This is a genomic window from Reyranella humidisoli (assembly GCF_019039055.1).
Classification (GTDB): domain Bacteria; phylum Pseudomonadota; class Alphaproteobacteria; order Reyranellales; family Reyranellaceae; genus Reyranella; species Reyranella humidisoli.
In genome coordinates, this window is the sequence record NZ_JAHOPB010000001.1 from 667,935 (window position 1) to 687,235 (window position 19,301).

The following is a 19,301-nucleotide window of genomic DNA, read 5'->3' on the forward strand; positions in this document are numbered from 1 at the left end:
AGGCGAACGATCAGGCCGGGGTTACTTCTTGTCGTCGTCCGCGGACTCGGGTGGCAGCAGGCCGGCGGCGCGCGCGGCCTCCTTGTTCAGCCGGTCGCGCAGGTCCTTGCCGGTCTTGAAATAGGGCACGCGCTTGGAGGCCACCGCGACCTGCTCGCCGGTGCGCGGATTGCGGCCGGTGCGCGGATCGCGCTTTTTCACGGAGAATGCCCCGAAGCCGCGCAATTCGACCCGGTGACCGGAAGCCAGCGCCTTTGAGATCTCGTCGAACACGGTGGCGACGATCCGCTCGACGTCCCTCTGGTAGAGGTGCGGATTCCGGGCCGCCAGGCGGGCAATCAGCTCGGACTTGGTCATCGCGTTTCCATGAACGGGGCGATTCAGCCCCAGAGCACAATGATTAAGTCCTTGATATTAAACTCAATAACGGGATCGTCAAGCCTAAGTCCTTGAAACCAAAAGAAAAGGCCGACCCTTGCGGGCCGGCCCTTCCGTAAACCATGAGAAACCGGCTTACTTTTCGTCGCCGGCTTCGGCCTTCTTCTTGAGGGCCGCGCCCAGGATGTCGCCCAGGCTGGCGCCGGAGTCAGACGAACCGAAGTCGGCCATCGCCTTCTTCTCCTCGTCGAGCTCGCGGGCCTTGACCGACAGCACGACCCGGCGCGAGGCCTTGTCGATGTTGGTGATCTTGGCATCGAGCTTGTCGCCGATCGCGTAGCGGTCGGGACGCTGCTCGGAGCGGTCGCGGCTGAGCTCGGTCTTGCGGATGAAACCCGGGATGCCGTCCTGCACCGTGACTTCGATGCCATTGTCCTGGATGCCGGCCACAATGACCGTGACGACGTCACCCTTCTTGGCAACCACACCGACTGCCTCGAACGGGTCGTTGGCAAGCTGCTTGATGCCGAGCGAGATGCGTTCCTTGTCCATGTCGACGTCGAGGACCTTGACCTTGACCTGGTCGCCCTTCTTGAAGTCGCGGATCGCCTCCTCGCCGGCCTTGTCCCAGCTCAGGTCGCTGAGATGGACCATGCCGTCGATGTCGCCGGGCAGGCCCACGAACAGGCCGAACTCGGTGATGTTGCGGACCTCGCCCTCGAGTTCCGTACCGGCCGGGAACTGCTCGGCGAAGCTCTCCCACGGGTTGGCCATGCACTGCTTGAGGCCGAGCGAGATGCGGCGCTTGGACATGTCGACGTCCAGCACCATCACTTCGACTTCCTGCGACGTCGACACGATCTTGCCGGGGTGCACGTTCTTCTTGGTCCAGCTCATCTCCGAGACGTGCACCAGACCCTCGACACCCGGCTCCAGCTCGACGAACGCGCCGTAGTCGGTGATGTTGGTGACGCGGCCCTTGAGCTTGAGGTTGACCGGGTACTTCGCACCCGCGCCGTCCCACGGATCGCTCATCAGCTGCTTCATGCCGAGCGAGATACGCTGCGTCTCGGGATTGAAGCGGACGACCTGCACCTTGACCTGCTGGCCGATGGTGAGGGCTTCCGACGGATGGTTGATGCGCTTCCAGGCGATGTCGGTGACATGGAGCAGGCCATCGACGCCGCCCAGATCCACGAACGCGCCGTAGTCGGTGATGTTCTTGACGACGCCGTCGAGCACCTGGCCCTCGGACAGCGCGCCCATCAGGCGCGTACGGTCTTCGGCGCGGGTCTCTTCCATGACGGCGCGACGCGACACGACGATGTTGCCGCGGCGACGGTCCATCTTGAGGATCGCGAACTGCTGGGCCTGGCCCATCAGCGGGCCGACATCGCGCACCGGGCGCACGTCGACCTGGCTGCCCGGCAGGAAGGCCACGGCGCCCGACAGGTCGACCGTGAAGCCACCCTTCACGCGGCCGAAGATCGTGCCCATGACACGTTCCTGGTCGGTGAAAGCCTTCTCGAGAACGGTCCAGGCCTCTTCGCGGCGAGCCTTGTCGCGCGACAGGACGGCCTCGCCCTCCTTGTTTTCCATGCGGTCGACGAAGATGTCGACGGTGTCGCCTTCCTTGACCTCGGGGGCCCCGGTGCCGCCGTTGGCGAACTCACGCAGGGCGACGCGGCCCTCGGACTTCAAGCCGACGTCGATGGTGACGAAATCGTTGGCGATGCGAATGACGCGGCCCTTGACGACCTGTCCTTCGAAGCTCGTCGAACCGCCCAGCGATTCGTCGAGTAGTGCTGCGAACTCGTCGCTCGACGTGTCGTTCGCGGGTTTACGGAGGGCGCTGCCCTTTGCCATGTAGAACTCTCCATCATCGATCCCGGGACCCTTGTCCCGTCGGCCAACCGGTTAAGTCCGGCGGATCCACTGCCTTTGAAAACACCGACGCAAGGACGACACGTCCCGGCGCAATCGCCGCTGAAAATCTTCGATCTTCCGGCGGCGACTTACGGCCCGGAAGATCGAAAGCCCTTGCGCTCGATGAATGCCAAAGCCGCGGCGAAAGCCGCATCGGCATCCATGTCGCTGGTATCGAGGTGGAAAGCATCGGGTGCGGCTTTAAGAGGTGCTGCCGCCCGTTCGCTGTCGCGACGGTCCCGCTCCGCCATCTCGGCAAGAACGCGCGGCTTTATAGTGTCCACCCCCTTGGCGCGCAACTCCCGGTACCGCCGTTCCGCCCGCGCCTCGGCGCTGGCCGTCACGAACAGCTTTATCGGAGCCCCAGGGCAGATCACGGTGCCCACGTCCCGCCCGTCGAGCACCGCCCCGGAGGCCTGACTCGCGAATTTCTTCTGGAAATCCAACAGCTTGGCCCGGACTTCCGGCAGCGCCGCGACCTTCGAGGCAGCCTGGCCCGCCACGTCGGTGCGCAACTCGGGATTCCCGAGATCGGCCGGCTCCAGCCCGGCGGCAACCTCTTCCGGCGGACGGCCGGTCTGCTCCGCCTTCAGCCCGACCGCCCGGTAGAGCAAGCCGGTATCGAGATGGGGCAGGCCGAAATGAGCCGCCAGGCGTCGTGCCAGCGTGCCCTTGCCGGCCGCCGACGGCCCGTCGATGGCGATGATGGGGGCAATGACGGTGCCAGCCACGGGCTTCGTCACGCCGCCTCGATCCGGGCCCCGAGGGCGCCCATCAGGTGGGCGAAGCCCGGGAAGCTGGTGTCGATCGGCGAGCCGTCGTCGACCGCCACGCCCTCGCGCGAGGCCAGCCCCAGCACGAGGAACGCCATGGCGATGCGATGATCGAGATGGGTGACGACCGTCCCGCCGCCCGCCGGCGTCGCGCCGGTACCGTGCACGAACAGCGTGTCGGCGCCCATCTCGTGGCTGACGCCGTTGACGGTCAGGCCGGCCGAGACGCTGGCCAACCGGTCGCTTTCCTTGGCCCGCAGCTCGGCCAGGCCCAGCATCCGCGTGGTGCCGCGGGCGCAGGCGGCCGCGACGGCCAGGATCGGATACTCGTCGATCATCGAGGGCGCGCGCTCCGGGGGCACCTCGACGCCGGTCAGCTCGCTGCCCCTGACGCGCAGGTCGGCCACCGGCTCGCCGCCGACCTCGCGGCGATTCTCCTCTGTGATGTCGGCGCCCATCTCGCGCAGCGTGTCGTAGAGGCCGGCGCGCAGCGGGTTGAGGCCGACATTCTCGACCGTCACGTCGCTGCCCGGCCGGATGGCCGCCGCCACGACGGCGAAGGCCGCCGACGAGGGATCGCCCGGCACGACGATGTCGCGCGCCTTGAGTTCGGGCCAGCCGACCACGGTGATGCGCTTGCCGCCGCCCTCGGCCGGACCGACCCGCACCTCGGCACCGAAATGGCGCAGCATGCGCTCGGTATGGTCGCGCGTGGCCTCGGGCTCGATCACGGTGGTCTCGCCCGCCGTGTTGAGGCCCGCCAGCAGGATCGCGCTCTTGACCTGGGCCGAGGCCACGGGGAGGCGGTATTCGATCGGCACCATCTCGTCGGTGCCGACGATGGCGAGCGGCATGCGGCCGCCCTCGCGCGCCTCGAAGCGGGCGCCCATCTGCGACAGCGGTACGATGACCCGCTGCATCGGACGGCGGCGCAGCGAGGCGTCGCCGGTCATGAAGCTGGTGAAGCGGTGGCTGGCCAGGATGCCCGAGAGCAGCCGCGCCGAGGTGCCGGAATTGCCGAGGTCGAGCACATTGTCGGGCTCGCGCGCGCCGCCGACGCCAAATCCGCGCACGCGCCATGCACCGCCGCCTTCATGGTCGACCTGCGCGCCCAGCGCCCGCAGGGCGGCGGCGGTGGCGAGCACGTCCTCGCCTTCCAGCAGGCCTGTGATCTTCGTTTCGCCCAGCGCAAGCGCGCCGAACATCAGGGAGCGATGGGAGACCGACTTGTCGCCGGGCGCCCGGACGCGTCCCTGCAACCGGTCCACGGGACGGGCGATCAGCTTGGCCGGAGCGGCGTGAGCGGACAGGGCGGACTCCACGGCAGAGGGTCGGACGGAAGGCCGCATGGCGGCGCGGCGCCGTCCTAGCACGCCGGAATTTGGTTTTGACAGGGTGAAAGACGCGTGACATACGCCCTCCCTCGCGGCCCGTTCGGCCGATTCCAGCTTATTTGCAGGAGATTCAGCGTGGTCAAAGCAAGCTGGGGCACCAAACGCACCTGCCAGAGCTGTGCAGCGCGCTTCTACGACCTGAACAAGAGCCCGATCAAATGCCCGAAGTGCGGGCGTGAGCACGATCGCGAGGACTTCGTGAAGGTCCGCCGGGGTCGCGGCGCCGCCGCGGCGACGGCAGCAGCGGCAGCCGCCGCGGCAGCGGCAGCGGCCAAGGCAGCGGCCGCCAAGAAGAAGGTGGACGATCTGGACGGCGACGACTTGCCCGATGCGGACGGCGACGACGCGCTGGCGGCGGACGACCTGGACGATGACGAGGACGATATCGAGGTTGAGGTCGAAGTCGACGATAAGGGAGAAGGCGACCGCTAGAGGCAGTTGCAAGCGCGCGAGGCATTAATTATACCTCCCGCCTTCCCAAGGATTTCGGGGCCATAGCTCAGCTGGGAGAGCGCTACAATGGCATTGTAGAGGTCAACGGTTCGATCCCGTTTGGCTCCACCAACTAAAACAAGGGCTCAGTCGGAAACGACTGGGCCCTTCGTTTTTCCAGGGACACGGCGACTTCAGTTCATCGGTTCGCAGGCTTGGCGACTGGTGTTCCGTTAGGTCGGGACACAGGATCGGGCAACTGCGATGCCGCCAAGTGTGAAGGCGTGGCACGGCGGACGAACAAGATCGGCGCCCACGAGGTGGTCCGAAGTTAAGGTGAGTGGAAGCGGTCGTTTGAAGCGAGCGTGAGCATTGCCCGCGGAACGCTCGCCCACGCCAGCCGCAGTATCATTTTCCCCGTGATCGGGCGCGGCGGCGAGGCCGTTGGCCGGGGTCTTGCGGGCTTCGCATTCCAGAGCGTTTCTCGCGCGCGCGGGAATTAGCAAGCGGAAAAGCCCGTGCCGGAACTGACGAATAAAAGGCCAAAGGAGATTCAGTGCTTGTTACCACTCAATATTTACTCGCTATTGATGCAAGTAATTCTTTGGGGGCTCGCAGATGGCAACGATTATTCAATCGACGGATACGCACGTCTCGACCAGCCCCGCGTACACGCTAAACCCTGGCGACTATTTCTACCAAGTAGCCGGCATCAATTTGACCACAACCGATGGGAGTCTTCCGGCCATCCTCGCGACCGGAAATGGAACCGTCGACATCCACGGCACAGTATTTTCGCCGAACGTTGCGATCGGCGGACCTCTCACAGCGGTGATCATCGCATCTGGCGCCGATGTCACCGGCGGTTCGACCGGTCTGCAGACACTCAACACAAGTACTCAAAACCACTACGCGATCAACGGGAGCCTGACTGGAGGAACATACGGCCTCAATTCCTCCGGATCGAACATGCTTTATCTGCACGTCGGAGCGACCGGTATCGTGACCGGGTTAGACTCGAACGGCATAAATCTGAATCATGACATCGTGTTCGCTTCCATCGATGGCAGCGTGTCCGGCGTGCAGGGCATCGGGCAGTCGTCCACCAACGGCTTCTTCGTACTCAACATGACTGCGGGCGCGAAGGCCACGGCTACGTCTTCCTATGGCATCAATTTCGCGAATAGCGGCTACCTGGCGATCAATGGACAAGCAGCCGGCACCACCGGCATCAACAGCACAACGAGCCAACAAGTTACGATCACGGTAGGAACGAGCGGCAGCGCCGCCGGGTCGTGGGGTGACGGCATTGCTTTCATGTCGCAGTCGGCAACGATTGCGATCAATGGCGACGTGAACGGTTCGTTCAATGGTCTGCGCGGTGCGGCGAGCATGGGCACGAGCAGCATTGCGGTCGGTGCGGACGGCTTTGTCAGCGGTGGCAACTACGGCATTTACGTGGACAACAACGCGACCGTCAGTGTCGCAGGCACTGTGAGCGGCATCAATTCCTGGGGCATCCAGACCGGGACATACAGCGAGGCCGGCGAAATCTATGTCCATGCCGGTGGTCTCGTCACGGGCGGCGGCGGATCCAGCGGCGGCGCCGTCAGAACCCGTGGCACGCACGTCATCACCAATGACGGAACGATCTCGTCGACAGACGGGGTCGGCGTACTCGCCGACGGTGCTGGCTACCTGCTCAATACCGGGATCATCTCGGGCAGCACGGTCGGCATCCTCTATACCGATACCTTCAGCACCAGCGACGTGCTGACGACCGTGAACACGGGAACGATATCAGGCGGCCCGGATCCGGCGATCGCGGTCGGTCCGAACTTCTTCGCCTACGACGCGACAGGAAGTATCGGAACCGATCGCTTCATCAATGAGGGCGATATCATTGGCGACGTTCGACTGGGGCAGCATGCCGGCAGCAACTTCGTCAATGCGGGAACGCTCACCGGCAGCGTCTATCTCGGAACTGGCGGCCAAGTCGCCAACTCGGCCCTTGGGACCGTGTCCGGGATGATGGTTGGCGGCACGGGGAACGACGCCATTGTCGGCGGCCAAAACGGCGGCTTGCTGCTGGGCAATGCCGGAAATGACATGATTTACGCCAATCCGACGCAAGCCGCGGCAGACAATCACGCGACGGCTACGCTCGCGGGCGGTACGGGGACCAACGCACTCTACGGGGGCGGCGGGTTCAACGTATTCGTCGGTGGAGACACCAATGGCGGATACAATCAGATCTGGGGCGGTGCTTCGGGGATGTCCGGGCTTTCGTTCGACTTCACCAACAACACCATCACCTTTGCCTCTCTCAATCCGAGCCAGAGCGTTTATGTCGATCTGTTGAATGGCCACAACGCCTATATCAACAGCGGCCCCAATCAGAGCGGCACCTATGTCTACGAAGATTCGATCGTCAACGTGCCGAATGTCATCGGATCGTCGAGCGGTGACGTGATCATCGCGGACAACGGAATTGATCGGATCCAGGGAAATGGCGGTGCCGATGCGCTGTATGCCGGCACCGGCCTGTCGAGCCAGGATACGTTTGTGTATACATCGTACGCAGACAGCAATCTCAACACCGGCTACGACACCATCGTCGGCTTCAAACTTGGTATCGATAAGATTGACCTGTCGGCCCTGTTCACCGACGGCTCTCATCTTGCGATCTCAACGGCCGGCACATCCAATACGCTCTACATCGAAGTCACACCCGGCACGTTCAATCCCGCCACGGACCTTGCCTTGATCGTCAATGCGACGACGAATCTGGGCCTCACAGCGGTGGATTTCATATTCTGAACATCGGAGATTCATGCCTCCAAGTGTTTCAGAAGGCATGAACTGAACAAGGCGGGGGCTTGTCGCGCTTGAGACAAGCCCCCGTTTGTTGGACGCGCGCGCGGACGCACCCGCCCCGCTTCGTGGCGCCCTTGCCTTCTGCCCTGGTCTTCCCGTCGACAAAGGCACGCCGAAACCGCTGCACGCCGGCCGTCGTCACTGATGAAAGGGACTTGCTGCCCAGGATCGGCACGACATGGCGGCGGATGTTGCAGGCGTCGGTTTCCCAGGTGGAGGCCTTCTTGGTCGGCTTGTCGGCCGGACCATCCGCGAGATACCGCTCGACCAGCTGAGCCAAGGTGAGGTCCGCGCCCGCTCCTCCACCAAATCGAAAAGGGCTCAGTCGGAAACGACTGGGCCCTTTGTTTTTGCGGGAGACACGCTCTCCCCAGTGCCGGACTTTCTACTAACGCTATCCCTCCGCGGCCGACGGAGCCGGCGTGCTCGTCGCCGCGCGGCTTCTCCCGACGCTCGCCGCTGCGGCGGATCTCTATGCGGCCCGCACCGAGATCGCGTGCAGCGAGGCCGGTCTCGGGGGAAAGCTGCGAGGCCGATGGCGGCGCTGCGGCGCTAGCGGACGCCCATCCTCGACACGAGATTCAGCCGCTCCAGTTCACGCAGCACCAGGTCCGCCACGATCCGGTTGCCCTCGGCCGAGTGATGGTCGGAGCGATAGAGCGCGTCGACGCCCTTCGCGTCGACGATAGGCTGCATCGGCCTGGCGAGATCGAAGGGAATGAGACCCGACGTTCTCGCGCAGCCCATCACCCTATCGACCGACCGCTGGTCCTCGGCGCGGCGCGCCGCGCTCTGCGTCCAGTACTCGCGGCTGTATTGCGCCATGACCACGACCGGCACGCCGAGCGCGGCGAGCCGCGGCATCAGCAGGCAGACGACCGCCTCGCCGCTGCCGGCGGGCGCGCCGCGGACTTCGTCGAAGTACCAGCCGCGCTGCAGGCCCAGCCGCTGGACGACCAGGTCGGCCAGCGCGAAGCGGCCGAGCCACCGCGCCGGTTCCGGCAAGGGCACCGGCGCATTCGGCTGGCCCGGGACCGGCACGTTGTGCTCCTGGAGCTTGCCGTCGGTCACGGTGAAGTACGGCTTCTCGCGGCTCCACGCGACCTTCAGTTCGCTGCGCCGGATGTCGCCGGGCGTGAAACTCATCACGACGAACAGCGGCTTCACCTTCGGCACCAGCCGTTCGGTGCTGAGCGCGCTCTGGTCGAAGGCGTAGCCGCTGACGCCGGCATTCACCACCTTGCGCCCGGTGAGGCTCTGCAGGTCGGCCGGCCAGGTCTCGTCGTCCTTCACCTCGTCGCCCTTGGCGAAGGACGAGCCGGTCACCAGCACCGGCGGTTCGGCGAGAGCGGATTTGGGGCTGGTACGGCGGAAGCCGTCGGCATCGACATTGTAGGTGCGCGAGACGCAACCGGGCGGCGACGTCCAGCCGATCTCGGCATCGAAGGCGTACTGGCAGCGGATCCTCGCGACATCCGGCCCCGTGCCCATCCGTTCGCGCGCCAGGTTCGGCCAGTGAGCCAGGCTGCCCGGACCTGACAGCAACACGCGACAGGCCAGCTCAAGCAGTACCAGCGACACCAGGACCGAGACCGCTGCCAGCAGGAGGGTCGCAAACCTGCCGGTTGTGATTGTATCCGAACGAAGCTTTCGCTCGTCTTTCGGAGCGGCCTTCACCGCCTCGCGATTGACGCTCATGTCTTACCTCTCATGACGAGCGGATTTACTCGAAGCCCCCTCCGAAGGGGATGTGACGCTCCGTCGTAGGATTGGGCAGCCCGGAAGGCGAAATTTGGGCTGCGCGGGCTTGCCGTCGCCTCTGTTAAGGTGGTGCCCATTGCCTTTGCATGAGGACCAGACGCGTGACCGATGCCGCTCGCGGCCGTGACCCGACATGGGCCGCCGCTCGACGGCGGATCGAGCAAGGCGACCATTATTGCGGCCCCGACGGTCCTCGGCCGCGTCGCCGCAAGGTCGTCTTCACCCGCCTGCTCGATCTGTTCGCCTGGGGATTGAAGCTCACCCCCCTTTACCGCCGGGGCGTGGACAACGCCCTCGACCTGCGGCGCACCGAGTTCGAGATCGCGGTTCCGGGCCTGCCAGCGGCGTTCGACGGCTACCGCATCCTGCATGTGAGCGACACGCATCTCGATGTCCTGCCGGACCTGGTGCCGGCCGCCCGCCGCCTGCTCGACGGTGTCGAAGTCGACCTGCTCGCCCTCACCGGCGATGTCCACGGCGACCACCATGCGCCCGTCGCCCTGTCAGCCGATCATCTGATGGAGGTGCTGCGCGACGTCCGTGTGAACGGACCTCGCCTCGCCATCCTGGGCAACCACGATTCCGAGGCCATGGCCGACACGCTGGAGAGGCTGGGCTTCGACGTGCTGATCAACCGCTCCATCGTCATCGAGCGAGGGACGGACCGGCTCGGCATAACAGGGCTGGACGATGTGAACAGCTTCTATACCGATGCGGCGCACCGGGCGCTGGGCGATTCGACCGAGGCCTGCCGCATCGCCCTGATCCATTCCGCGGAAATGGCCGATCACGCTGCCGAGGCGGGCTATGCGCTTTATCTCGCGGGGCACACCCATGGCGGCCAGATCTGCCTGCCGGGCGGACGGCCCGTGTTCAGCACGCTGACCCGGTGCCACCATGGCGCGGTCGGACTCTGGAAGCAGGGCACGATGACCGGCTACACGAATTCGGGCCTGGGCGTTGCCTATCCGCCGGTGCGTTTCAATTGTCGCGGCGAGGTCGCGATCATCACCCTGCGAGGTGGCCGCTGACGGGCTTCAGCCCTAGGTGCGGTCGGACGGCATCGCATGCAGGCACGCGAAGCCCGCCTCGGTCAGTTGCGGATAGTCGCGGTTTCCCGTCACCAGGCCCAGCCGCGCCAGGCTCCCCAACTCCTGGCGGATTCCGAGGCCGGTCAGCGTCAGGCCGAGGGCGAGGCGGCGAACGATGATCTGCTGCGCCGGATTGAGTTCGCGGAACTTCATGACCGCCGCACGTTAGGCGGCGTTGCTTACGAGGCCCTGACGACGCCAATTCTAGCCGCCGGAGCGTCCCAGCCGCGCCGCAGCGGTGGCCAGGGAACCGTCCGCTGCCTCGAGCTGGTCCATGATCGAGAAATGATTGAGGCCGGGCAGCGGCAACAACTCACTGGGGAGCCCCGCCGCCTGCCGCGCCTCGTGATAGGCGATCGACTGCCGCTGCAGCTCGGGCAGCTCGCCGGTGCCGTAGGCCAGGACGACCGGGGCGCTCTTCTTCGGCAGGTGCAGGATCGGACTCGTTTCCGCCGCCTGCGCCGCGGTCAGCCGCAGATTGTCGTTGAGGTAGTTCAGCCGGCAGGGTTCCACGTCGTAGATGCCGCTGATGGCGAGGCCGGCATCGACCTCGTCCATCGCCAGCGTCGTCGCGGTAAGATGGCCGCCCGCCGACCAGCCCGACACGACCAGCCGTCCCTGCCCGACGCCGTGGCGGGGCCCCTCGCGGCGCAGCCAGCGGATTGCGTCGGCGATCTCCCCGACGATGGCCGGCAAGGTCGCCTCGGGCGCCAGCGTGTAGCCCAGGAAGGCGACGTCCATGCCGTTGGCCAAGGGACCCGCTGCCATGCAGGCGAAGGTCTCCTTGGCATTGCGCTGCCAGTAGCCGCCATGGATGAAGGCGAACAGCGGCGCCCTGGCCGCGCCGCAGCGGAACAGATCGAGCTTGTTGCGGGGCAGCGGACCGTAGGCGAGATCGAGGCTCTCGGCATGTTCGGCGCGGAAGCGTTCGCTGCGGGCGACCCAGCCGTCGCGCCGCGTCCCGGAATCCGCGACGGCGTCGGTATTGTTGTAGCCCTTGTCGAGCTCAGCCCGCGTCATGCCCCGCCACACGATCTCGCTCATTCCAGCCTCTTTCGTTTCAAGCTCTCTTCTTAGCACGGCCCTTCCCCGCTTTGCCGTTCGGTGCGAACGTTGGCGCAATGAGTTCTCTTTCGCGTCCGACCGCCCTTCGCGGCCCCGCCCTCACCTTCAGCGGCGATCCTTTCCGCGACGGCCTCGACCGCACGATGGTCCACGAGCCCGATGCGATCGTGGCGATGCAGGACGGACACATCACCCATTTCGGCCCCGCTGCCCGTATCGCGCCGCTTCTGCCGCCCGGTACCGAGATCCGGGACTTCGGCAAGGACGCGCTGATCTCGGCAGGCTTCGTCGACACGCACGTGCATTTCCCGCAGACGCCGATGATCGCGAGCTTCGGCACGCAGCTCCTCGACTGGCTCGAGCGCTACACATTTCCGACCGAGCTGAAGTTCGCCGACCGCACCTACACGCGGCAGGTCACGCGCCGGTTCCTGCAGGAGAGTCTGCGCAACGGCATCACCACGAGCTGCGTCTACTGCACCGTCCACGCGCATTCGGCCGACATCCTGTTCGAGGAAGCCGAAGCGCTCGGCCTGCGGCTGGCCGCCGGCAAGGTCCTGATGGATTGCAATGCACCCGAGGCGCTGCGCGACACCGCCCAGTCCGCCTACGACGATTCGCTGGCGCTCATCCGCAAGTGGCACGGGCGCGGACGCCTGCTCTATGCGATCACTCCGCGCTTCGCCTGCACCAGTTCACGCGAGCAACTCGCCGTCGCCGGGGCGCTGTGGAGGGAACATCCCGATTGCCTGATGCAGACGCACATCGCCGAAACAGAGGCCGAGGTCGCGTGGATCAAGGAACTGTTCCCCGAGCGCAGTTCCTATCTCGACGTCTACGACCACTACGGTCTCTGCCGGAAACGCGCCGTGTTCGGCCACGGCATCTGGCTGGGCGACGACGAACTGCAGCGCCTGCACGAAGCCGATGCCGCGATCGCCCATTGCCCGACCTCGAACTTCTTCCTGGGCAGCGGCATGTTCGACATCACCCGCGCGATCCGCGCCGACCGGCCGGTGCGCGTCGGTCTCGGCACCGACATCGGCGCCGGCACATCCTTCTCGATCCTGCAGACGCTGAACGAGGCCTACAAGGCGGCCCAGCTCAACCGCCATCCCCTGTCGGCCGCCCATGCCTACTATCTGGCGACGCGCGGCTCGGCGGCGGCCATGCATCTCGAGGACAAGGTCGGCAGCATCGCGCCGGGCATGGAGGCCGATCTCGTGGTGCTCGACATGCGCTCCACGCCCCTGATCGCCTTCCGCATGGACGAGGCCCGCGACTTCGCCGAGCAGCTCTTCATCCAGATGATCCTGGGCGACGACCGGGCGGTACAGGCGACCTACGTCGCCGGCCGGCCAGCCTATGCCCGCTGACGACGGATTGCTTTCCCTAGCGTTAATTTTCAGTGTCAGACCATAAATATGGTGGAAGAGGGTCCGGTTTCGGCTTACGCTTTCTTCGGTAACTGAGGGAGGGTTTTTATCCGTTCGAGGACATGTCCCCCGACGGAAACTGGTTCACCGGTGGAACGTCCACCGCGTGCCCTATCGGCCTCACCCTTCAGCCAGACCATCGATCGCCAACGCCTCCGCTCACCGGGGGCGTTTTTGTTTTGGGCGATCGGTCCCGCTCCCCTGACCAAGACACCGGAGTAAGAATATGGCCAAACGCGCCGCACGCCGATCCAAGCTGCACGCCATCGACAGCGCCCGTATTCACAACGTCGTTTTCGACAACGCTCCGGCCAATCAACGCGATCAGAGCTACATCAAGAAGGTCAGGCCGCGGACCGACAACCAAAGGGTCCTGATGGAGGCGATAGAAACCAAACCGCTGACCGTGGCGCTGGGACCGGCAGGGACCGGCAAGACCTACCTCGCGATCGCCGCCGCCGTCGAAGCCCTGGATGCAGGCACCGTCTCGCGCATCGTGCTGTCGCGGCCGGCCGTCGAAGCGGGCGAGAACTTGGGCTTCCTGCCGGGCGACATGCGCGAGAAGCTCGACCCCTACCTGCGCCCCCTGTGGGACGCCCTGAACGACCGGATGGGGCCGAAGCGCCTGAGCCAGCATCTCGACGACGGCACGATCGAGATCGCGCCGGTGGCCTTCATGCGCGGCCGCACGCTGAACAACGCTTTCGTGCTGATCGACGAAGCCCAGAACTGCACCTACGGCCAGCTCAAGATGCTGCTCACCCGTCTCGGCTGGCACTCGACCATGGTCATGACGGGCGATCCGGACCAGACCGACCTGCTGCCGGAACTCTCCGGCCTAGCCGCAATCGGCACCAAGCTGGACGGGCTCGACGACGTCTCCGTGGTCCGCCTGACGCAGCAGGACGTGGTGCGCCATCCGCTGGTCGGACGCATGCTGTCGGTGCTTTGAGGTCCCTGAACTTATCCACATATCGAAGCGCGCCAGCCAAATGGCCCGAAACGGGAACAAAAGGGAGTGCCAGCTTTTTCTGACGTGAAGCCAGATCGTTGAAAACCAAATGGATACATGAGGTTAAGAGAGGGGTGGCGGGCGACTGCCACCCCTCCTACATTGAGTCAATATGGTGACTCTCCGCGAGCCTTCGAAGGGCATCGGGCTTGTTCACAGACTTCCCCACATGCCGCCGATTGCCTTGTGTGGACGTGCCAGCGACACCATTCTCCGCCTCCCGTGAACGACGAAACCGACATCGACCTGCCCCCGAGCGAAGGCTCCCTTGCCGACGGCATGCGGATCATCGCCGACTTCGTGCGGACCCTGCCGCGCAAGCCGGGCGTCTACCGCATGATCTCGGCCGAGGGCGAGATCCTGTACGTCGGCAAGGCACGCTCGCTGCGCAGCCGCGTCGCCGCCTATACCCAGCCGACGCGGCTGGCCACCCGCCTGATCCGCATGGTTTCCGCGACGCGGACCATGGAATTCGCCGTTACCGACAGCGAAGCGGAGGCGCTGCTCCTCGAGAACAACCTGATCAAGCGCTTCCGGCCGCGCTTCAACGTGCTGCTGCGCGACGACAAGTCGTTCCCCTATATCGTGATCCGCCGCGATACCGACTGGCCGCAGCTCGCCAAGCATCGCGGCACACGCGAACCGGCCAACGAGTATTTCGGACCCTTCGCCTCGGCCACGGCGGTCAACCGCACGCTCTACGCCCTGCAGCGCGCCTTCCCGCTGCGCTCCTGCTCGGACGGCGTCTTCTCGACGCGCACGCGGCCCTGCCTGCAGTACCAGATCAAGCGCTGCACGGCGCCCTGCGTCGGCCGTATCGAGAAGCCCGAGTACGACGCCATCGTGCAGGAGGTGCGCGGCTTCCTCGGCGGGCGCAATCGCGAGATCCAGCAGAAGCTGTCGCAGCGCATGGAGCAGGCCTCGGCCAATCTCGAATTCGAGGGCGCGGCCATCCTGCGCGATCGCATCCGCGCGCTGGCCCACATCACCTCGCACCAGTCGATCAGCCTCCCGTCGATCGACGAGGCCGACATCTTCGCCGCTCACGCCGATAGCGGCCAGATCTGCATCCAGGTCTTCTTCCTGCGCGCCGGCCAGAACCTCGGCAACCGCGCCTACTTCCCGAGCCATGGCCGGGACCTCGACGAGCCGCAGGTGCTCGAAGCCTTCATGGGCCAGTTCTACGAATCGCGTCAGGCACCCAAACTGGTCCTGACCAGCCATGACATTCCCGAGCGCGAGCTGATGGAAAACGCGCTGTCCCTGTCGGCCGGCCATAAGGTCGAGATCCGCCAGCCCAAGCGCGGCGACCAGAAGGACGCGCTCGACCAGGCGGTGAACAATGCGCGCGAGGCGCTGGCCCGCCGCATGGCCGAACGCGGCACGCAGCGCACCCTGCTCGAAGGCGTGGCCCGCGTGTTCGGCCTCGACGCGCCGCCCGAGCGCATCGAGGTCTACGACAACAGCCACATCCAGGGGACGGCGGCGATCGGCGCGATGATCGTGGCCGGGCCGGAAGGCTTCAACAAGAACGCCTATCGCAAATTCAATATCAAGACCGAGGGCGCGGCGGGCGACGATTTCGCGATGATGCGCGAGGTGATGACCCGCCGCTTCGGTCGCGCGCTCAAGGAGAACCCCGAGCGCGACGACGAGCATTGGCCGGACCTGCTGCTGATCGACGGCGGCCAGGGCCAGCTCGAAGCGGTGCGTGGGGTGATGGCCGAGCTTGGCCTCGAAGACATTCCCCTGGTTGGCATCGCCAAGGGGCCCGACCGCGATGCGGGCCGGGAGCGCTTCTTCATGGCGGGCAAGCCGCCCTTTTCCCTCGAACCGCGCGATCCGGTTCTCTATTTCCTGCAACGGCTGCGGGACGAGGCGCATCGTTTCGCGATCGGCACGCACCGTACGCGCCGCGCAGCCGACATGACGCGCTCGGCGCTCGACGAGGTGCCGGGGATCGGCGCCGGCCGCAAGCGCGCGCTGCTCAACCATTTCGGCAGCGCCCGTGCGGTATCGGGTGCCACACTGGAGGACATCAAGTCGGTACCGGGAATCTCCAGCGCACTCGCCCAGAAAATCCATGACCACTTCCGGGGCGGCCGGTAAGGTCGGGGCGATGCTGTTCAATCTTCCCAACATGCTCACCCTGTCGCGCATCGTCGCGATCCCGCTGGTCGTGGCCTGCTTCTGGCTCGATCGCGGCTGGGCGCAGTGGTTCTCGATGGCGCTGTTCGTAGCCGCCGCGGTGACCGACTGGTTCGACGGCTATTTCGCGCGGCGCTATCACCAGATCTCGCGCTTCGGACGCTTCCTCGACCCGATCGCAGACAAGCTGCTGGTCGCCGCCGCCCTGGTCATGCTGGTCGACAACAGCACCCTGGCCGGCCTGAACGTGCTGGCGGCCCTCATCATCCTGGCGCGCGAGATCCTGGTCTCCGGCCTGCGGGAATTCCTCGCCGAGCTGCGGGTCGGCCTGCCGGTCAGCGCGCTCGCGAAGTGGAAGACCGCCGTTCAGATGGTGGCGATCGCCGCACTGCTGGTCGGCGACGCGGCAGCGCACTGGGTGACGCAGGCCGGCATCGTGCTGATCTGGATCGCCGCCGCGCTCACCCTGATCACCGGCTATGACTATCTCCGTACCGGCCTGCGCCACATGGCGGAGGATCCGCCCACCACCGGTGGCCAGAAGTGAAGGTCCGTTATTTCGCCTGGATGAAGAAAACCGTCGGCGTGCCGGAGGAAGAGGTCACGCCGCCGGCCGACATCGACACGGTGGGCGATCTGATCGTGTGGCTGCGCAGCCGCAGCCCCGGCCATGCCGAGGCGCTGGCGGAAGGTGCCGCGTTCGGCGCCGCCGTCGACCAGCGCACGGCGACCTTCGACGTGAAGCTCGCGGGCGCGCGCGAAGTCGCCTTCTTCCCGCCCTTCACCGGGGGCTGACATGACGGTGCGCGTCCAGGAAGCCGATTTCGATGTCGGCGCCGAACTGGCCCGCCTCACCGACGGCAACAAGCGCATTGGCGGCCTCGCCGTCTTCGTCGGCCTCGTGCGCGAGATGCACGTGCGCGAGGGCTATCATCGCGATCGCGTCGACGCGCTGACGCTCGAACACTATCCCGGCATGACCGAGACGGCTCTGGAAGAGATCGAGGCCGAGGCGCACAGGCGCTGGCCGCTGGAAGCGACGCTGATCGTGCATCGCCATGGCCGCATGGAGCCGGGCGAGCGCATCGTGATGGTGGCCGTCGGCTCGCCGCATCGCGAGGCCGCCTTCGAGGCCTGCGAATTCCTGGTCGACTGGCTGAAGACCAAGGCACCGTTCTGGAAGCTGGAAGACACGCCGAAGGGCGAACAGTGGGTCGGCGCCCACCAGGAAGACGATGCGGCCGCCGCGCGCTGGGAGAAGAAGTAAGCCGAGGAGGCTTTCTTTCTCAGCCTTCCCCAATGACCTCATCCTGAGGAGGTCGCGCAGCGACCGTCTCGAAGGATGGGCTGCAAACGAGGTGCTCGTGCCGACCCTTCGAGACGCGGTCCGGAGTTTACCCCGAGGTACTCGAGGGGGACCGCTCCTCAGGGTGAGGCCTTTGGCGTGACCGCTACCCCAACGCCACCAGCGCCAGGTTCGTGACGCCGCGTTCGCGCAAACGGTCCGCCGCCATCAGTGCGCGCTGGCCGCTGCGGCAGGCCAGGACGACGCGGCCGTCGGGCGTGCCCAGTTCGTCGATCGTGTCGACCACCAGACGACGCGCGCCGGCGAAGGGCGAGACAGGCGCCTCGTCGAGCCCGCGCAGGTCGACCACGATGTCGTCTGAGCGCACCTGGTCGGGCGCGATGAAGGCCACCTGCTCCTCGGGTTCGGGACTCCCGGCGAAGGCGAAGCCGCCGAAGGCCACGCGCCTGGCATCGAAGGTGACGACGCGGCCCAGTACGGCCGGCTCGAGCCCGAGCAGGTGATGCAGCGTGAGATGCGCCTGCAGGCTTCCCATCATCGCGACCGCGGTGCCGATCACGCCCACCGTGGCACAGGTGCCGCCATCGACCGAAACCTCGGGGAACACCGCACGATAGCTCGGGCCGCCGCCGCAGAAGACGCCGGCATAGCCGGTCATGCCGATCACCGACGCGCTGACCAGCGGCTTGGCCACTGCGAAGCAGACGTCGCTCAGCATGTAGGTCACGGCGAAACTGTCCGCGGCGTCGACCACGATGTCCGCATCGGCAACCAGCCTGGCGACGTTCTGCGGGGTGAGCCGCTCGGGCACCGCGTCGACACGGACATGCGGGTTGAACCGCTGCAAGGTTGCGCGCGCTGCCTCGACCTTCAGCTTGCCAATGTCCGGCATGCCGTAGAGCGGCTGGCGATGCAGGTTCGTCTCTTCGACCGTGTCGTGATCGACGATGGTGAGATGGCCGACTCCGGCACCGCTGAGATACTGCAGCACCGGGCAGCCGAGACCGCCGGCGCCAACGACCAGCACCGAGGCGGCGGCGAGACGCGCCTGCCCCGCATCGCCGATCTCGGGCAGCACGGCCTGGCGGGCGTAGCGGTTGGTCACGGTCTTCTCGTCGCGGCGATCCAGGCCCTGGCCTGAGCGACCGGATCGGCATGGTTCACGATGTCGCCCACGACCGAGACGATGTCGGCGCCCGACTTCAGGCAGAGCAGCGCGCGCTCCAGCGTGAGGCCACCGATCGCGACCAGTGGCTTGTCGCCGATCAGCTTCTTCCATTCGGCCAGACGCTCGGTGCCCTGCGGTGCCCACGGCATCTGCTTCAACACGGTCGGCCAGACCGGACCCAGCGCGACATAGTCGGGATCGATGGCGAGGCCCTTGTCGAGTTCGGCATGGTCGTGCGTGCTGACGCCGATCCTGATGCCGGCGCGGCGCACCGCCTTCACGTCTGCATCGACCAGATCCTCCTGGCCGAGATGGACCCAGGAACAACCTTCGTCGATCGCCACCTGCCAGTAGTCGTTCACGATCAGGTCGGCGCCATGCTGCACGCACACGGCCTTGGCCTCGCGCACCTGGCGGCGCACCTCGGCCTCTTGCTGGTCCTTGATGCGCAACTGGATGAGCTTGGTGCCGACGGGCACCAGCTTCAGCACCCAACTCGAATCGGGCACGACGGGATAGAAGGGATCGAGCATC

Annotated in this window: 19 protein-coding genes and 1 tRNA gene; 10 read left to right on the plus strand and 10 right to left on the minus strand. The window is 65.9% G+C overall.

Annotated features, from left to right (window positions below; all coding sequences use genetic code 11):
* Positions 1 to 21 precede the first annotated feature (21 nt).
* The 4 genes from ihfB to aroA form a co-directional block, all read right to left on the minus strand.
* A complete protein-coding gene (gene ihfB / locus KQ910_RS03260; protein WP_255560221.1) occupies positions 22 to 384 on the minus strand; it encodes an integration host factor subunit beta in 363 nt (120 codons plus the stop codon).
* Between the two features lie 129 nt (positions 385 to 513).
* Positions 514 to 2,244, minus strand: a complete 1,731-nt coding sequence (rpsA, locus tag KQ910_RS03265) for a 30S ribosomal protein S1 (RefSeq protein WP_216957055.1) — start codon at positions 2,242 to 2,244, stop codon at positions 514 to 516.
* Between the two features lie 149 nt (positions 2,245 to 2,393).
* Positions 2,394 to 3,047: a (d)CMP kinase gene (locus tag KQ910_RS03270; RefSeq protein WP_369408279.1), complete on the minus strand. Its 654-nt coding sequence runs from the start codon at positions 3,045 to 3,047 to the stop codon at positions 2,394 to 2,396.
* A complete protein-coding gene (gene aroA / locus KQ910_RS03275) occupies positions 3,044 to 4,387 on the minus strand; it encodes a 3-phosphoshikimate 1-carboxyvinyltransferase (protein ID WP_229600536.1) in 1,344 nt (447 codons plus the stop codon). The genes KQ910_RS03270 and aroA overlap by 4 nt, the downstream gene beginning before the upstream one ends.
* A gap of 159 nt (positions 4,388 to 4,546) precedes the next feature.
* Here aroA and KQ910_RS03280 point away from each other — a divergent pair, with 159 nt between their 5' ends.
* From KQ910_RS03280 to KQ910_RS03290, 3 genes are all read left to right on the plus strand, one after another.
* Positions 4,547 to 4,903 (plus strand): TIGR02300 family protein, encoded by a 357-nt coding sequence (locus tag KQ910_RS03280; protein ID WP_216957057.1) that lies wholly within the window; start codon positions 4,547 to 4,549, stop codon positions 4,901 to 4,903.
* A 56-nt stretch (positions 4,904 to 4,959) separates the two neighbouring features.
* Positions 4,960 to 5,035 (plus strand) — tRNA-Ala (locus KQ910_RS03285).
* Positions 5,036 to 5,521: 486 nt separating this feature from the next.
* The gene (locus tag KQ910_RS03290; protein ID WP_216957058.1) at positions 5,522 to 7,723 is read left to right on the plus strand and encodes a beta strand repeat-containing protein; all 2,202 of its coding nucleotides are present in this window, start codon (positions 5,522 to 5,524) and stop codon (positions 7,721 to 7,723) included.
* Positions 7,724 to 7,751: 28 nt separating this feature from the next.
* Here KQ910_RS03290 and KQ910_RS03295 read toward each other — a convergent pair whose 3' ends face one another.
* The gene (locus tag KQ910_RS03295) at positions 7,752 to 8,060 is read right to left on the minus strand and encodes a tyrosine-type recombinase/integrase (protein ID WP_216957059.1); all 309 of its coding nucleotides are present in this window, start codon (positions 8,058 to 8,060) and stop codon (positions 7,752 to 7,754) included.
* Between the two features lie 272 nt (positions 8,061 to 8,332).
* Entirely contained in the window at positions 8,333 to 9,478 is a 1,146-nt protein-coding gene (locus KQ910_RS03300) for an SGNH/GDSL hydrolase family protein (RefSeq protein WP_216957060.1), read from the minus strand.
* A 164-nt stretch (positions 9,479 to 9,642) separates the two neighbouring features.
* Here KQ910_RS03300 and KQ910_RS03305 point away from each other — a divergent pair, with 164 nt between their 5' ends.
* Entirely contained in the window at positions 9,643 to 10,572 is a 930-nt protein-coding gene (locus tag KQ910_RS03305) for a metallophosphoesterase (RefSeq protein WP_216957061.1), read from the plus strand.
* Between the two features lie 12 nt (positions 10,573 to 10,584).
* Here the strand turns inward: KQ910_RS03305 and KQ910_RS03310 are convergent, their stop codons facing one another.
* Complete coding sequence (locus KQ910_RS03310; protein ID WP_216957062.1) at positions 10,585 to 10,785, minus strand: hypothetical protein; 201 nt, start codon at positions 10,783 to 10,785, stop codon at positions 10,585 to 10,587.
* Between the two features lie 51 nt (positions 10,786 to 10,836).
* A complete protein-coding gene (locus KQ910_RS03315) occupies positions 10,837 to 11,676 on the minus strand; it encodes an alpha/beta hydrolase (RefSeq protein WP_216957063.1) in 840 nt (279 codons plus the stop codon).
* A gap of 77 nt (positions 11,677 to 11,753) precedes the next feature.
* Here KQ910_RS03315 and guaD point away from each other — a divergent pair, with 77 nt between their 5' ends.
* The 6 genes from guaD to KQ910_RS03345 all read left to right on the plus strand — a co-directional run bounded on the left by guaD (position 11,754) and on the right by KQ910_RS03345 (position 17,560).
* Positions 11,754 to 13,073: a guanine deaminase gene (gene guaD, locus KQ910_RS03320; protein WP_216957064.1), complete on the plus strand. Its 1,320-nt coding sequence runs from the start codon at positions 11,754 to 11,756 to the stop codon at positions 13,071 to 13,073.
* Positions 13,074 to 13,359: 286 nt separating this feature from the next.
* A complete protein-coding gene (locus KQ910_RS03325) occupies positions 13,360 to 14,085 on the plus strand; it encodes a PhoH family protein (protein WP_216957065.1) in 726 nt (241 codons plus the stop codon).
* Between the two features lie 282 nt (positions 14,086 to 14,367).
* Entirely contained in the window at positions 14,368 to 16,254 is a 1,887-nt protein-coding gene (gene uvrC, locus KQ910_RS03330) for an excinuclease ABC subunit UvrC (protein ID WP_369408280.1), read from the plus strand.
* On the plus strand, positions 16,229 to 16,840 hold the full coding sequence (gene pgsA / locus KQ910_RS03335; RefSeq protein WP_229600308.1) for a CDP-diacylglycerol--glycerol-3-phosphate 3-phosphatidyltransferase: 612 nt from the start codon (positions 16,229 to 16,231) through the stop codon (positions 16,838 to 16,840). Before uvrC ends, pgsA begins: the two co-directional genes overlap by 26 nt.
* Complete coding sequence (locus tag KQ910_RS03340) at positions 16,837 to 17,088, plus strand: MoaD/ThiS family protein (protein ID WP_216957066.1); 252 nt, start codon at positions 16,837 to 16,839, stop codon at positions 17,086 to 17,088. The genes pgsA and KQ910_RS03340 overlap by 4 nt, the downstream gene beginning before the upstream one ends.
* A 1-nt stretch (position 17,089) precedes the next feature.
* Entirely contained in the window at positions 17,090 to 17,560 is a 471-nt protein-coding gene (locus KQ910_RS03345; protein WP_216957067.1) for a molybdenum cofactor biosynthesis protein MoaE, read from the plus strand.
* Positions 17,561 to 17,744: 184 nt separating this feature from the next.
* Here the strand turns inward: KQ910_RS03345 and KQ910_RS03350 are convergent, their stop codons facing one another.
* Positions 17,745 to 18,704 carry a ThiF family adenylyltransferase gene (locus KQ910_RS03350; protein ID WP_216957068.1) on the minus strand — a complete coding sequence of 320 codons (960 nt, stop codon included), beginning with the start codon at positions 18,702 to 18,704 and terminating at the stop codon, positions 17,745 to 17,747.
* Complete coding sequence (locus KQ910_RS03355) at positions 18,701 to 19,300, minus strand: thiamine phosphate synthase (protein WP_216957069.1); 600 nt, start codon at positions 19,298 to 19,300, stop codon at positions 18,701 to 18,703. Before KQ910_RS03355 ends, KQ910_RS03350 begins: the two co-directional genes overlap by 4 nt.
* Position 19,301: the final 1 nt, after the last annotated feature.